Annotated in this window: 4 protein-coding genes; 1 reads left to right on the top strand and 3 read right to left on the bottom strand. The window is 61.9% G+C overall.

Going from position 1 to position 16,687, the window contains the following annotated elements:
* Position 1: 1 nt before the first annotated feature.
* Complete coding sequence (locus ACZZ0D_RS14770) at positions 2-12,451, bottom strand: non-ribosomal peptide synthase/polyketide synthase (protein WP_463553644.1); 12,450 nt, start codon at positions 12,449-12,451, stop codon at positions 2-4.
* Positions 12,452-13,232: 781 nt separating this feature from the next.
* Positions 13,233-13,967: a thioesterase II family protein gene (locus tag ACZZ0D_RS14775; protein WP_463553645.1), complete on the bottom strand. Its 735-nt coding sequence runs from the start codon at positions 13,965-13,967 to the stop codon at positions 13,233-13,235.
* 132 nt (positions 13,968-14,099) lie between these two features.
* Between ACZZ0D_RS14775 and ACZZ0D_RS14780 the strand changes: the two genes are divergently transcribed.
* A complete protein-coding gene (locus tag ACZZ0D_RS14780; protein ID WP_463553646.1) occupies positions 14,100-15,236 on the top strand; it encodes a cupin-like domain-containing protein in 1,137 nt (378 codons plus the stop codon).
* Between the two features lie 211 nt (positions 15,237-15,447).
* Here ACZZ0D_RS14780 and ACZZ0D_RS14785 read toward each other — a convergent pair whose 3' ends face one another.
* Positions 15,448-16,620, bottom strand: a complete 1,173-nt coding sequence (locus tag ACZZ0D_RS14785) for an MFS transporter (protein ID WP_463553647.1) — start codon at positions 16,618-16,620, stop codon at positions 15,448-15,450.
* Positions 16,621-16,687: the final 67 nt, after the last annotated feature.

Below are 16,687 nucleotides of genomic sequence, written 5' to 3' on the forward strand. Positions count from 1 at the left end.
TTCAAAGGGTCTCCAGGTCTGCCAGGAAATCATGCATCTCACTCAGGTCTTCGCTGGAGTGAGGTGTCAGGTGAACAGCCAGTTGTTCGGCGTACTCGCGCAGCGATGCGGTGCCGAAAAGCAGATCCAGCGGCACCGCCGCCCCTTGCTCCAGTTGCAGTCGCGCGGTGGCCTGAGTCGCCAACAGTGAATGTCCACCCAGTTCAAAGAAGTTGTCGTCGCGCCCTACCCGGTCGAGTTTGAGCACGTCTTGCCAAATGGCGGCGACGCTGTGTTCCAGCGCCCCATCCGGCGCCACGTAGGCGCGCAGCAATTGGTTGGCGTCCGGCAGCGGCAGCGCCTTGCGGTCGAACTTGCCGTTGGGGGTCAGCGGGAAACGTTCCAGCAACATCCAGTGCGCCGGCATCATGTAGTCGGGCAGTAACGGTGCCAGTGCCGATTTCAACGCGTCGCGCAGGGCTGCGAGCTCGGCGTCCTGTGGCTTCGCCGCAATCAGGTAGGCCACCAGTTGCAAGCCACCCGGCCCTTCCTGCGCCACCACCGCAGCTTCGCGAATCGACGGCTGCGCCAACAGGCAGGCTTCGATTTCACCCAGCTCGATGCGGAAGCCACGAATTTTCACCTGATGGTCAACGCGCCCGAGGTACTCGATCACCCCGTCAGCGCGATAACGCGCCAGGTCACCGGTGCGATACAGCCGCGCACCGTTGCCGAACGGATCGGGCAGGAAGCGCTCGGCGGTCAGCGCCGGCCGCTCGTGATAACCCCGCGCAAGACCATCGCCACCGATCAGCAATTCACCGATCACACCGGCCGGGTTTGGCGCAAAGTGTTCGCCGAGAATGTGCAGCGTGGTGTTGGCAATCGGCCCACCAAGGTAAGGCTGGCGCTGCTCGGCCGTCAGTTGATAAGCCGCTGACCAGATCGTTGTTTCCGTCGGCCCGTAAAGGTTCCAGACTTGCCCGGCGACCTCGAGCAGACGTGCGGCCAGATCCTCGGCCAGCGCTTCACCGCCACACAGGCATTTACGCCCCGCGAGCCGTGCAGCCTGTGGATGATCAAGCAACATCCGCCAGGTCGACGGCGTCGCCTGAACCACGCTGACCTGCTGTTGATCGATGATCTGCAGCAGCGCCTGCGGGTCGTGCGCACTCTGCTTGTCCACCAGCACCACGCAAGCCCCGCTGAACAGCGCGCCGTACAACTCGAGCCCGAAGATATCGAAGGAGAACGTGGTCAGCGACAGCACGCGGTCAGTCGCCACAAGCCCCGGCTCACGGGCCATGCTCGCGACAAAATTGACCAGTGCCGCGTGGCGCACCATCACGCCTTTTGGCTTGCCGGTGGAACCCGAGGTGTAGATCGCATAGCTGAGGTTATCGCCGTCGACCGCCACCTGCGGATTGGCCGCCTGTGCAGCGCTGATCGGCTCTTCGAGGGAGCCCGGCACCAGCGTCTGCACACCGGCCGGAATTGGCAGCACTTGCAGCAACGACGCTTGAGTCAGCAACAACTGCAAACCGCTGTCTTCGATCATGTGCGCCAAACGATCGCTCGGGTACTGCGGATCCAGCGGCACGTAAGCGCCACCGGCCTTGAGGATCGCCAGCAAGCCGACGATCATCTCCACGCCGCGCTCCAAAGCGATGCCGACCAGACGATCCGGGCCAACCCCTTGGGCAATCAGGCGATGGGCCAGACGGTTGGCCTGCGCATTCAGCTCGGCGTAAGTCAGACATTGCTCACCGAACACCAGCGCTGTCGCGTCAGGCGTCTGGCTGGCGCGCGTTTCGATCAACCGGTGGATGCAACGCGACTCGGGCCAAGGCGCTGCGCTGGCATTCCACGCCAACAGTTGCTGATCGGTTTCGGCGGCGTCGAGCAGATTCAATTCACCCAGTGCACGTTCGCTGCCGTCGATCATTTGCAGCATCAAGCGTTGCAGGTGCAGGCCCATTTGCTCGACCGAAGCAGGAGCGAACTGTGCGCACTGATAGCTGAATTGCACCGCCAGTTCGGCAGCGAGACTGACCGACAGCGTCAGCGGATAGTTGGTTTGTTCCAGATCATCCACGGCACCGAAACGCAGGCCTTGCGGCGAGCTCTGTTCCAGCGCCTCGGAAATCGGGTAGTTCTCGAACACCAGAATAGTGTCGAACAGCGCCTCACCGCCCAATCCCGCCCAGCGCTGAATGTCGAACAACGCGGTGTGTTCGAACTCACGCAATGCAAGGTTCTGCGCCTGCACGCCGTGCAACCAGTCGCCGAGACGCTGCTCCGGACGCGGGCTGGCGATGACCGGCAAGGTGTTGATGAACAGGCCGATCTGCTGTTCTACACCGAGCAGATCCGCCGGACGCCCCGACACCGTCGCGCCGAAAGCCACGCAGGATTTGCCGCTGTAACGTTGCAACAGCAGCAGCCAGGCCGCTTGCACCAGCGTGTTGACCGTCACTTTTGCATCGCGGGCAAAGTCGCTCAACCGCTGAGTCTGTTCCGAATCCAGCTGCACCCGATGCTGCGCATAAGCGTGAGGCTCGACGTTTTGCGTCGGCGCCGCAAACACCTGCGCCAGACGCACCGGCTCATCCAGTTCACGCAATTGCTGGAGCCAGAAGGCTTGCGCGGCACCGGCGTCCTGTTTTTGCAACCAGCCAATGTAATCGCGATAACGCCCACTCGGCCGCGCCACCGCTTCACCGCTGTAATGCTGTAACACTTCGCCGAGCAACTGCGCGCTGCTCCAGCCGTCCATCAGGATGTGATGGTTGGTGTAAATCAAGTGATGACGATCGGCAGCAATGCGCACCAAGACCAGGCGCATCAACGGCGCAGCGCTCAAATCCAGGCCTTGTGCGCGCTCGTCATCGGCAAGGGTTTGCAGTGCCGCGTCCAGATCAGTCTGAGCGCTCCAGTCGAGCACGCGGAATGGCACCTCCAGATGGCGCTGCACAACTTGAACGGGTTGATCCAGATCGCCCTGCCAGAAGAACCCGCTGCGCAGAATGTCGTGCGCATCGACCACCGCTTGCCACGCCGCGCGGAAACGCTGCGGATCAACGCCGTCGACGTCCAGACGCATCTGGTTGATGTAGTCGCCACCGCCCTGTTCGAGCAAGGTGTGGAACAGCATGCCCTGCTGCATCGGCGACAGCGGGTAGATGTCATCGACGGACTGCGGCTGTTGCACCAACACGTCGAGTTGCGCCTGCGTCAGCGTCGCCAGCGGGAAGTCCGAAGGGGTCACGCCACGATTGGCGCTGTCGCAGCAATGCGCGATCAGTGCGGTGAGTTCTTGCAGGTAATCGTCGGCCAGACGCTGGATCGTCGCCGGGTGAAACATCTCGCTGCTGAACGTCCAGCTCAGATCCAGCTCACCGCCGAAGACTTTGCCGTCCAGCGCCAACGGGCTGCCCAGCGGGCCGGCCATGTTGACTTCTTCGCCGCCGGATTCGCTGGTCGGCACGAACAAGGCGTCGTCGCCGGCATCGAAGCTGCCGTCGAACTGGCCGAGGTAGTTGAAGGTCAGGCGCGGTTTCGGCAAGGCTTGCAGCGCTTGCTGTGCAGCGGCGTCGCCAAGGTGCGCGAGGGCACCGAAACCGATGCCTTTGTTGGGGATCGCGCGCAGTTGCTCCTTGATCTGCTTCAGCGAAGCGCCGAGGTCGGCGACCGGCGCCAATCGCGACGGGAACACGCTGGTGAACCAGCCAACGGTGCGGGTCAGATCGACGTTGTCGAACAGGTCTTCGCGACCATGACCTTCCAGTTGCACCAGTACACTGTCGTCGCCGGTCCAGCGCACCATCACCCGCGCCAGCGCGGTCAGCAGCAGGTCGTTGACTTGCGTACGGTAGGCCGCCGGGGCTTCCTGCAACAGCTGGCGGGTCAGGGTTTTGTCCAGTTGCGTGCGGATCGATTGCGCCTGATTGTGTTGCTGACCGGCGTGCGGGTTGTCGCAAGGCAACTCAGTCGAAGCGCCTCGCAGCTGTTGCTGCCAGAAACCCAGTTCGGCCTGCAACGGCGCGCTCGCGGCGTAGTCTTGCAGCGCCTCGGCCCAGGCTTTGACCGCACTGGTTTTGGCCGGCAGTTGCACAGTCGCACCCCCCAGAATGTGCCGATAAGCGCTCTGCAGATCTTCGAACAGAATCCGCCATGACACGCCATCGACCACCAAGTGGTGAACCACCAATAACAAGCGTTGAGTGCCATCAGCGAGGTTCGCCAGCACCGCGCGAATCAGCGAACCGTCACTCAGTTGCAAGCTGCGCTGCGCCTGATTGCCCAGCGCTTCGAGCGCCGCGACATCGGCGACCTCGACTTGCCACAGCACGGTTTCGCCCGCTTGCGTCGCGACATCGCGGTACTGCGCCGACCATCCTTGCGCCTGTTCGGCAAAGTCCAGACGCAGACTGTCGTGATGCGCTACCAGTGCGTCCAGTGCTTGTTCGAGCACTTGCGCGTCGAGTGCCTGGGTCGGTTTGAGCATCACCGACTGGTTCCAGTGATGACGATCAGGGATCGGCTGGGCGAAGAACCATTGATGAATCGGCAGCAGCGCCGTTGCACCGGTCACCGGTTGTTGATCGATCAGTTGCAGCGGCTCGCCGGTTTGCACCACGGCGGCCAGCGCCTGAATGGTCTGATGCTGGAACAGATCTTTCGGGGTGAAGCGCAAACCGGCCTGACGAGCGCGGCTGACCACTTGAATCGAGATGATCGAATCGCCGCCCAGCTCGAAGAAGTTATCGCTGAGGCCGACGCGTTCCAGCTTCAACACGTCCTGCCAGATGGTCGCCAGTTGCTGCTCCAGCGCGCTTTGCGGCGCGACATAGACTTGCTGCAATTGGCTGACATCCGGCTTCGGCAGGTTCTTGCGATCGAGCTTGCCGTTCGGGGTCAGCGGCATGCGCTCCAGACGCAAAACGTAGGCTGGAACCATGTGCGACGGCAGCGTTGCTTTGAGCTGCTCACGTAATTGCTCGGCAAAATCTTCGCGCGGCGAGTCGCTGACCACGTAGGCGACCAAGCGTTTGCTGGCGGCACTTTCCTGCGCCACAACCACCGCTTCGCGCACGCCATCAAGGGCTTGCAGACTGGCTTCGATCTCGCCGAGTTCGATGCGGAAGCCACGGATTTTCACCTGATTGTCGATACGTTCCAGGTAATCGAACGTGCCGTCAGCGCGCTGGCGCACCAAGTCGCCGGTGCGATACAGCACGCCGCCGCTACGGCTGAACGGGTCAGCGACAAAACGCTCGGCGGTCATCGCCGGGCGGTTCAGGTAACCCCGCGCCACACCGCTGCCGCCCAGATACAACTCACCGGCCATGCCTTGCGGCAGCAGGTTCAGATCGGCGTCCAGCACGTAGGCGCTGCGATCACCGATGCGGCTACCAATCGGCGCGTACGCGGCGCCGCACGGTTCGTCGCGAGCGGCCTTCCAGATCAGCGGCGTGACCACGGTTTCGGTCGGGCCGTAACCGTTGATGATGTACTCGGGATTCAGCGCACGCTTGACCCGTTCGAAACTGGCGTTCGGTACCGCATCGCCACCGAAGCAGTAGATACGCACCTTGGGCGGATTGCCGTCGCGTTCGGCGTGTTCGGCCAGTTGTTGTAGGTACACAGGCGGGAACGCGACCACGGTCACGCCGTGCTCGATCATCGCGTTGTAGGTCTGCTCCGGCGTCCACAGGCTGTCGTCGCGAATCAGCAACGAGCCGCCGTGGGTCAGGCTGGTCAGCCAGCGCTCGTGGGCGCCGTCGAAAGCGAACGACATGAAGTGGAATTCGCAATCGCTGCCGCGCATTTCGTAGCGCTCACCGATGGCCAGGCAGTGCATGGCCAGCGGGCCGTGGCTGACGCTGACGCCTTTCGGGTTGCCGGTGGAACCCGAGGTGTAAATCACGTACGCAAGGTTGTGCGGATCCAGCGCCACGATCGGTGCCTGCGCCGGGTTAGCGCTGAGGTCGAGGTGATCGAGTTCCAGCACGGTCAGGGTGTCAGCGATCGGCAATTGCGCCGTCACCCGCGAATCGGTCAGCAACAGCGCCAGACCGGAATCCTCCATCAGATACGCCAGCCGCTCGCGTGGGTAACTGGTGTCCAGCGGTACGTAAGCGCCGCCGGCCTTGAGCACCGCCAGCAGCGCGACAATCAAACCTTCGCTGCGCGGCAGCGCGACACCGACGCGCACTTCGGCGCCAACGCCACGTGCCACCAGCTCATGAGCGAGACGGTTGGCGCGGGCATCGATGTCGCCGTAGCTGAAATGCTTGCCGTCGAAAATCACTGCGGTGCGATCCGGCTGTTGCGCCGCCAATCGGGCATAGCGCTGATGCACGGCGAGTTCGACCGGGTACGCCTGTGGCTGGTTTTCGAGGATCTGCCGGGTGTGTTCCTCAGCCGTTGCCAAGGCGATTTCACCGAGGCTGCGCTCGGCAGATTCGGCGAATTGCTCCAGCAGGTGCAGCAGTTGCGCGCTGAGACGCTCGACAGTCGCGACACTGAAATGCGCCTGATCAAAACTCATGTGCAGCGCGAGGGTTTCACCCAGCGTCACGCCCAACGTCAGCGGGTAGTGCGTCTGATCCTGGTTGGCCACTTCGCCGAACACCACGCCTTGCGCGGTGCCGTGTTGCAGCGCCTCGGAAATCGGGAAGTTTTCGAACACCAGCAGCGTGTCGAACAACGACTCGCCGCCCTGCCCGGCCCAACGCTGAATGTTCGCCAGCGGCGTGTGTTCGAACTCGCGCAGGCTGAGGTTCTGCGCCTGCACCGCCGCCAGCCATGCGGCTACGCTTTGATCCGGACGCGAACCGGCGATCACCGGCAAGGTGTTGATGAACAAACCGACTTGCTGCTCGATGCCAACCAGTTCCGCCGGACGCCCGGCGACGGTGGTGCCAAACGCCACGCAAGCGCTGCCGGTGTAACGCTGCAACAGCAGCAACCACGCGGCTTGCACCAAGGTGTTGGCGGTGACTTTCTGCTGCCGGGCAAACTCGTTCAGGCGTTGCGTACGCGCTGCGTCGAGCGCGTAATGCTTGAGCGCATGCCCGCGCTCGGCACGCACCTCACCGCCACCCGCCGCCGCTTGCGCGAGCACGGTCGGTTCGTGGAAGTCGGCCAGTTGCGCCAGCCAGAACGCTTCGCTGACGGCGCCGTCCTGACGTTGCAGCCACTGGATGTAATCGGCGTAACGGCTCAGCGGACGCGGCGGTTGCTGGCCGGCATAACGCTGCAGCACTTCGCCGAGCATCTGCGCGCTGCTCCAGCCGTCCATGAGGATGTGGTGGTTGGTGAAGATCAAGTGATGACGCTGATCGGCGATTTGAATCAGCGTTACGCGCAGCAGGCCGGCCGCGGTCAAATCGAAGCCCTGCGCCAGATCGGCAGCCGTGAAATCCTTCAGTGCCTGAGCGATGTCAGGGCGCGCGCGCCAGTCGAGCAAGGCGTACGGCAACTCGAGGCGGCGATGGATGATCTGCAGTTGCTCCTGCAATTCACCCTGCCAGATAAAACCGCTGCGCAGGATGTCGTGGGCGTCCATGGTCGCTTGCCACGCCGCACGAAAACGCTCGGGGTCGAGGCCGTCGACATCGACGCAGAGCTGGTTGATATAAGTGCCGGTGCCCTGTTCATACAAGGTGTGGAACAGCATGCCTTGCTGCATCGGCGATAGCGGATAAATGTCTTCGATGCCGGCGGCTGGCACTGCGATCGCATCCAGTTGTGCCTGAGCGATGTGCGCCAACGGGAAGTCCGACGGCGTGATGCCCATGGTTTCCGGCAGGCAGCAATGGCTGATCAGCGCTTGCAATTCAGCAGTGTATTCGTCGGCCAGACGGGCGATGGTCGCCTCGTTGAACTGCTCGCGGCTGAACGTCCAGCGCAGGTCGAGTTCACCGTCGTACACCTGGCCTTCGACGCCCAGCCAGTTGTCCAGCGGCGCATCGAGACTTTGTTCCAGCCCGGCGCGCTCACCGGCCGGGCTGAACAGTGCGCCCTCCTCGACATCGAAACTGCCGTCGAACTGGCCGAGGTAGTTGAAGGTAATACGCGGCAGCGGCAGCGCTTTGAGCGAGGCTTGCGCCGCGTCGTCGCCGAGGTAACGCAGCACGCCAAAACCGATGCCCTTGTTGGGGATCGCGCGCAGTTGTTCCTTGATCTGCTTGATCGCGTCCGCCAGCGAATCCGCCGGGGTCAGGCGCACCGGGAACAGGCTGGTGAACCAGCCGACAGTGCGGGTCAGGTCGACGTCGTCGAACAGGTCTTCGCGACCGTGGCCTTCCAGTTGAATCAGCGTGTCGGCGTGTCCGCTCCAGCGGCAGATCACTCGCGCCAGCGCCGTCAGCAACAGGTCGTTGACCTGCGTGCGATAAGCCGCCGGCGCCTGTTGCAGCAGTTGTTGGGTGAAGGTTTTGTCGAGGCGACTGTGCAGCACCTGAGCGTGGCGACTTTGCAAGCTGCCCTGCGGGTTGTCGCACGGCAGATCCAGCGCCGCGCCGTCGAGTTGTTGCTGCCAGAAACGCAGCTCGGCCTGCACCGCTTCAGTCGCGGCATAGGCTTGCAGATGCTCGCCCCAAGCCTTGTACGAACTGGTTTTGGCCGGCAGTTTGATGCTCGTGCCTTGCACTGCTTGCTGATAAGCCTGTTGCAAATCTTCGAGCAAAATCCGCCACGAAACACCGTCTACCGCCAAGTGATGCACGGCCAGCAATAGACGCTGACCGCCATCGGCGACGGTCGCCAGTACCGCGCGCAACAGCGGGCCGTTTTGCAGGTTCAGGCTTTGCTGGGCCTTGGCGTACAGCGCTTGCAGATCATCAGCGTCGACACGGTCAGCCGTCCACAACAGCTCAGGATCCGCCGCGACCGGCGCCACTTCTGCACGCCAACCCTCAGCGCTTTCAACGAAGCGCGACCGCAAAGCATCGTGCTGCACCAGTAAGGCATTCAGCGCTTGCAACAGCGCCTCGGCATTCAGAATTTGATGACTGCGCAGCAGCACCGCCTGGTTCCAGTGGTGACGCTGAGGAATGTCTTCGGCGAAGAACGTCTGCTGGATCGGCAGCAGCGGCAACTCACCGCTGACCGGGCCTTGATCGATGCTTACAGCGACGTTGCCTTGCTGGGCGACGCTGGCCAGACCTTGCACGGTCTGGTGCTGGAACAGGTCGCGCGGGCTGAAATGAATCCCGGCCTGACGCGAACGGCTGACCACTTGAATCGAGATGATCGAGTCACCGCCCAGCTCGAAGAAGTTGTCGGTCAGACCGACCTGTTCGAGCTTGAGCACGTCCTGCCAGATGGCTGCGATTTTCTGTTCCAGCGCACTGCGCGGCGCGACAAACGCCTGCTGCATCTGGCTGGCGTCCGGCGCCGGCAGGGCTTTGCGATCGAGTTTGCCGTTGGGGCTCAGCGGCAATGCACCGAGGAACAACAGCTGCGTCGGCACCATGTAATCCGGCAGGCTGTCTTTGAGCTGCGCCTTGATCGTTTCGCGCGCGGCGCCTTGGGCCTCAGTTGAAGCGGCAACCACAGCGGTGTCTTTCGGCACCACGTACGCTACCAGTTGCAGGCTGCTGCCACCCTGCACTGCCAGCACCACGGCTTCTTTGACGGCATCGAGTTCTAGCAGACGCGCTTCGACTTCGCCCAGTTCGATACGGAAGCCACGGATTTTTACTTGATGGTCAACGCGGCCAACGTATTCGATCTGGCCATTGGCGTTGAAACGCGCAAGGTCGCCGGTGCGGTAAAGACGCGCACCCGTGGTGGAAAATGGATCTGGGACAAAACGTTCAGCGGTCAGATCCGCGCGCTGGAAGTAACCCCGCGCCAGCAACTCACCGCCAATCAGCAGTTCACCGACCACGCCAATCGGCGTCGGCTGAGCGTCAGCATCCAGCAGATAGGCATGACGTCCCAGCAATGGCTGACCTATCGGCATGGTCAGCGGCAACGGCTGACGACCGAACACGTAATCGCTGCAATCCAGCGTGGTTGCGGTGACGGTGGCCTCAGTCGGGCCGTAGGTGTTGAGCAACTTGACGTGCTCCAGCCCGGCCACCCGCCAGGCCTGCACACCTTCCGGCGGCATTGCTTCACCACCGCTGTGAACCTGACGCAGCGCGGCGTAATCACGCGGGCCGGCGGCGGCGAATTCCTTGGCAATCATGTTCCAGTAAGCGGTGGTCAAGTCCATGACCGTGATGCCGTGTGCAACGATATTTCGGTACAGGGTTTCGCTGTCCCAGACTTCGTTGCCGCGTAGCACCACCGAGGCGCCGCAGGTCAGCGGGCCAAACAGTTGCTCGCCGAAGGCATCGAAGTTGAACGTGGCGAATTGCAGCGCGCAATCGGCGGCGCTCAAGGCGTAGTAATGCTGCGAAGCGAAGGCGTGTTTGCTCAGTGCACCGTGGCTGATACCGACGCCTTTAGGGCGGCCGGTGGAGCCCGACGTGAACATCACATAGGCGAGGTTATCCGCCCACACCGCGCGTTGCGGATTGCTGTCGTCGGTAAATTCCCACGCTTCGGCTTGATCGAGGCACAGGCTGCGCACGTTGTGCGGCACCGGCAGACGTTCGAGTAAATGGCTTTGCGTCAGCAGCAAACGACTGCCGCTGTCTTCGATCATGCACAGCAAGCGGTCGCGCGGGTATTGCGGATCCAGCGGCACATACGCGCCGCCAGCCTTGAGCACGGCGACAATGGCAACGATCAGCTCCAGCCCGCGATCAACCGCAACGCCGACCAGCACTTCCGGGCCGACGCCCTGCGCCAGCAATGTGCGAGACAGACGATTGGCGCGGGCGTTGAGCTGTGCATAAGTGAGTTGCTGACCGTCGAAAATCAGCGCGATGGCATCAGGTGTTTGCGCGGCCTGCGCTTCGAACAGCTCATGCACCGGGCGCTCGCTCGGCCATGTTGTGTCGTGACGACCCCAGTCCTGAGTCAGTTGCTCAAGCTCCTGCGCTTGCAGCAAACCGATCTCGCCGACCCGTTGCTGTGGATCGCTGACGATGCTGTGCAGCAGATGTGTCCAGTGCCGCGCCATGCGTTCGATGGTTGTGCCGTCGAACAGGTCGCTGGCGTAGGTGAACGCAGCGTGCAACTGGCCGCCCTTTTCGTAGGTGTCCAGGCTCAGGTCGAACTGGGTGCTGCGACTTTCCCATTCGATCACGCCGAGTTCCAGACCGCTGCCGACCTTGAGGGTGGTGACGTCAGCGACTTCCGGCTGATGGTTGTACATCACCTGGAACAGCGGGTTGTAACTCAGGCTGCGTTCCAGTTTCAGCGCCTCGACCAGCCGTTCGAACGGCAGATCCTGATGCGCCTGAGCACCGAGCGCAGTTTCCTTGAGCGCGCTGAGCAGATCCGCGAATGGTGTCTGGCCATCCAGTTGCACGCGCAGCACCTGAGTGTTGACGAAGAATCCGATCAGGCCTTCGATCTCGCGGCGGTTACGGTTGGCGATGGGCACACCGATGCGCAGGTCGGTCTGCCCGGTGTAACGGTGCAGCAGAATATTGAAGGTGCCGAGCAACAGCATGAACAGCGTGACGCCATGCTGCCGGGCGACGCCGCGCAATTGCTCGACCAGCGCCGCCTCCACTACGTGCTCGTGGCGACGGCCGCGATTGCTCGGCAGAACCGGACGCGGACGGTCGAGCGGCAGCTCCAGCACCGGATGCTCGTCGCCCATTTGCGCCAGCCAGTAATCGAGTTGACGCTGCTGCTCTCCCGCCTCCAGCCAACGCCGCTGCCACAGCGCGTAATCGCTGTACTGCACCGGCATCGGCGCCAGCTCGGCCACGTACCCCTGATCGTGGGCATCGTAAAAGCGACAGAATTCGTCGATCAACACGTTCATCGACCAGCCATCGGAAACGATGTGGTGCAGGGTCAGCAGCAGCACGTGTTCCTGCTCGGCCAGATGCAACAGACGCACGCGAAGCAGTGGGCCGTTGGCCAGATCGAACGGCAGCAGCGATTGCTCTTCGGCTGCTGCAGCTACGCGCCATTCGCGTTCGGCAGCGGGTAAATCGCTGAGGTCGACGCGCTGGATCTCCAGCGGTTGTTGCAGCGGCACTTGCAGCAGGCTGTCATCGGGCTGCTGCTGGAACACCGTGCGCAAGGTTTCATGGCGCTCGATCAGGCTGGCGAACGCTTGCTTCAGCGCCGGCTGATTCAGCCGCCCGCTCAGGCGCACCGCCGCCGGCAGGTTGTACGCGCCGCTCTGCGGATCCAGATGCCAGAGAAACCACATGCGTTGCTGGGCATAAGACAGCGCCTGCCGATCCTCGGCCTCGACCCCGGCCGGAATCGGAAACCGCGAAAAATCCACCCCTTCCCTCTGCAAGGCAGCGAGGAACATCTGGCGCTTTTCCAGGGGCAACCCGATAAACCGGCGAGCAAGTTTCAGGGAGTCTTCTGCATTCATTTCTTGGCATCCGGATCAGTAGGCAGGCAGCACAAAGGCACGTCGTCCCTATAAAACGAATGCAGACCGGAAAAATTAGCGATTGAGAACAACTATCAGGCGGGAGGTACAGCGGGGATTTTTCAGCCCACACAAATCAAAAATGTGGGAGCGAGCTTGCTCGCGAAAGCGGTGTATCCGTCGACATCTTTTTTGTCTGACACGCCGCATTCGCGAGCAAGCCCGCTCCCACATTTGATTTGCAGTGCTTAGGCGGTCGCGGCGATGGTGTATGTCGAGTTGACCTCGAGCCGATCAACTGCTCGGTAGTCGTCCCGATAAAACGAATGCAGACCGGAAAATTAGCGACTGTGAACAACTGTCAGACGGGAGGTACAGCGGAGATTTTTCAGCCCACACAAATCAAAAATGTGGGAGCGAGCTTGCTCGCGAAAGCGGTGTATCCGTCGACATCTTTTTTGTCTGACACGCCGCATTCGCGAGCAAGCTCGCTCCCACATTTTTGATTTGCAGTGCTTAGGCGGTGGCGGCGATGGTGTATGTCGAGTTGACCTCGAGCCGATCAACTGCTCGGTAGTCGTCCCTATAAAACGAATGCAGACCGGAAAATTAGCGACTGAGAACAACTGTTAGACGGGAGGTACAGCGGAGATTTTTCAGCCACACAAATCAAAAATGTGGGAGCGAGCTTGCTCGCGAAAGCGGTGTATCCGTCGACATCTTTTTTGTCTGACACGCCGAATTCGCGAGCAAGCCCGCTCCCACATCTGATTTGCAGTGCTTAGGCGGTCGCGGCCATGGCGTGGCGGCGATGGTGTACATCGAGCTGGTCTTTGATCACCTTGAGCACTTTGGCTTCGTGTTCATGGATGAAAAAGTGCCCGCCGGCGAGCATGTCTACGGAGAAACTGCCCGAGGTTTCCTTGCTCCAGCCGATCAATTGTTCAGTAGTTGCGCGGTCAGCCTTGCCGCCGAGCACGTGCACCGGGCAGTTGAGCAGTGGTCGCTGCTGCGGCTCGAATTTGCCGCACAGCAGAAAATCGGCGCGCAGGATCGGCAGGGTCAGGCTCATCAACTCGTCATTGGCCAGCACTTCTTCGCTGGTGCCATTGAGCGTGCGCAGTTGCTCGATCAGTTCGGCGTCGGTCTTGGCGATGGCAAATCCGCGATCGTAGTCGGCGCGCTGGGTCGGCGCCGCCGTGCCGGACGCGAAAAACGCCACCGGCTCAGGGCAACCCAGGGCCCGCAGTGCATGGGCCATCTCACAGGCCAGCAACGCACCGAGGCTATGACCGAACAACGCATAAGGCGTCTTCAATGTTGGCTGTAACTCCCGGGCCAATTGCATCGCCAAGGCGCGCATGTCGGTCTGCAGCGGCTCGTCAAAGCGCGCACCACGCCCCGGCAGCTCCACCGGTTTGAGCTGCAGCCATTGCGGCAACTTCGGTCGCCAGCGGCTATAGACCATCGCACTGGCACCGGAATACGGCAGGCACAGCAAAGTCAGCTGGGTCACCACACTTCCCTCAAAAAAATTCGTCTGTAGAGAGAAACGGTTCACTGCCCGGGCAAATTAGTCGACGCCGGCTAAATCGCCCACACAGGTGCTCGTTATCCGTTCAGATAAAACCAATAACGAGGATTCACCGTGGATCTGCAGAGCATCCTGAGCAAACTGTTCGCCAATGCCGGCGCCGTCGGTATTGAAGGTGTTTTCCAATTCGTTTTTAGCCCGCAGTTGGCCTATTGGTCTGAGGTCAAGGCCAGCAGCCGCACCGAGGTCGGGCGCCATGCGAGCCCGGACGTGACCATCGAAGTCGCGGAACAGGATTTCCTCGGGATCATGGCCGGCATGGCCAATGTCGAAGAGCTGTTCGCCAGCGGTCGCCTGAAGATTGGCGGCAACATGGGGCTGGCGACGATGCTGCCGCAGATCATCGACCATGCTCGAAACGGTGGCGGTGCGGTCGCTGAAAAAGTCGACATGAACAAGCGCTACCCGACGCCGCCGCGCTTCAGCGAAAAGCTCACCGCCAGCCTGCCGACCCAGGTCAACGTCGAACGGCGTGCCCGCGAGGAGCTATCGGTGACTGAGTTCAAAAGCCGTTATTTGCCCCACGGCATTCCCGTGGTGATCAGCAACGCATTGCACGACTGGCCGCTGTTCAAACTCAGCCGCGAAGAATCGCTGGTGCATTTCGCCGAGCTGCAAGGCATCACCCGCCATGGCGATTACGTGAAGAAAACCTTCTCCACCGAACGGGATTTTCGTTCGACGTCGATGGCCGATTTCATCGCCTCGCTGGACAGTCCGGCGGTCAAAGGCGCGGACGGTGAGCCGCCCGCCTACATGGGCAACAACATCTTGCCGGCGGCGTTGATGCAGCAGATCAAGTACCCGGCCTACTTCGATGCGTCGCTGTTTATTCCGCCGCGAATCTGGATCGGGCCCAAGGGCACATTGACGCCGCTGCACCGCGACGACACCGATAATTTGTTCGCGCAGGTCTGGGGGCAGAAGACCTTCACCCTCGCCGCGCCGCATCACCGTGAAGCCCTGGGCACGTGGTCGACAGCACCGGAGGGTGGACTCGATGGCTGCGATTTCAACCCGGATGCGCCGGACTATCAACGCTTCCCAAAGGCGCGCGACGTGACGTTTTTGCGGGTGACGCTGGAGGCTGGGGATTTGCTGTTCTTGCCGGAGGGCTGGTTCCATCAGGTGGAGTCGGTGTCGACGTCGTTGTCGGTGAATTTCTGGGTGAATTCGGGTCGGGGGTGGTAACTCGAATCCCGCCTCAAAGCGCAATCCACGCCGCTTACACCGTCCCTGTGGCGAGGGGATTTATCCCCGTTGGGCTGCGAAGCAGCCCTTAATCCATGCAACTCATTTTTCCAGAAGTACCGAGCACTCTGACTTCGGGGCTGCTGCGCAGCCCAACGGGGATAAATCCCCTCGCCACAAAGGCTCCCCCAACCATCCAGAGATCGCGGGGTTATTTAAGGTGGCGGTAACTCTGCACGGCTGAGCCAAGCACCACCGCGCCCGCGACAATCGCCAGCCAGAACCCGCTGCGCGCGCCAAAGGCATCGACCAACGCCCCCGAGCCCGCCGCACCAATCGCCACGCCGATACTCAACCCCGTCACCAGCCACGTCAGGCCTTCGGTCAACTTGGCCGGCGGCACGATGCGCTCAACCAGGGCCATCGCCACAATCAACGTCGGCGCGAAGAACAAACCAGCGACAAACACCGCCATGGCCAGCCCGACGATATTGCTCGCCAACAACAGCGGCAACGTCGTCACCGCCGTCGACACGCCGCCGTACAAAAACAAGCGTGGCAGCGGCAGTTTCGAGCGCATCGCACCAAACGCGATGCCGGCCATGCACGAGCCAATCGCGTACACCGACAAGACAATGCTCGCCGCCGCCGGCTGCCCCTGTTGTTGCGCAAACGCGACGCTGACCACATCGACTACGCCGACGATGATGCCCATGGCGATCATCAGCGCCAGCAACAATTGAATGTCGGTCGAGCGAATGATCGAACCCTGATGCTGCAACTCACGCGGATGCACCGCCGGTTCAGTGCTGCGCTGGGCGACGAACGCCGTGACACCAATCGCCAGCGCCAACAACGCGGCCAAAGGCCCGGCCTCGGGGAAGACCGCGACGCACAGACCAACTGAAAGCGGCGGGCCGACGATAAAACACACCTCATCCAGCACCGACTCCAGCGCATACGCCGTCTGCAATTGCGGCTGACCGCGATAGATCTCAGTCCAGCGCGCCCGCACCATCGCCGACATGCTCGGCATGCAACCGGCCAGCGCGGCAAACACAAACAGCGTCCAGACCGGCGCCTGCAACCGCGTGCACAGCAACAACAGCAAAAGCGCCCCGCCACCGATCAACGCCGACACCGGCAGAATGCGGCGCTGACCAAAACGGTCGACCAGCCGCGACACCTGCGGCGCGCAAAACGCCGTGGCCAAGGCAAACGTCGCCGCCACGCCACCGGCCAGCGCATAACCACCCTTCAACTGCGAAAGCATGGTGATCACGCCGATGCCCGTCATGGAAATCGGCATGCGCGCGATCATCCCGGCCAGGACAAAATTTCGTGCGCCGGGGGCGTTGAACAATTCGCGGTAGGGGTTTGCCATGGACTGCAGCCTCATCAAGGGCCGCCAAGTTGCCATAGGGCCGGGTGGCGTGGAAGTGGGGAATTGT

It is taken from the genome of Pseudomonas sp. AC193, assembly GCF_979258075.1.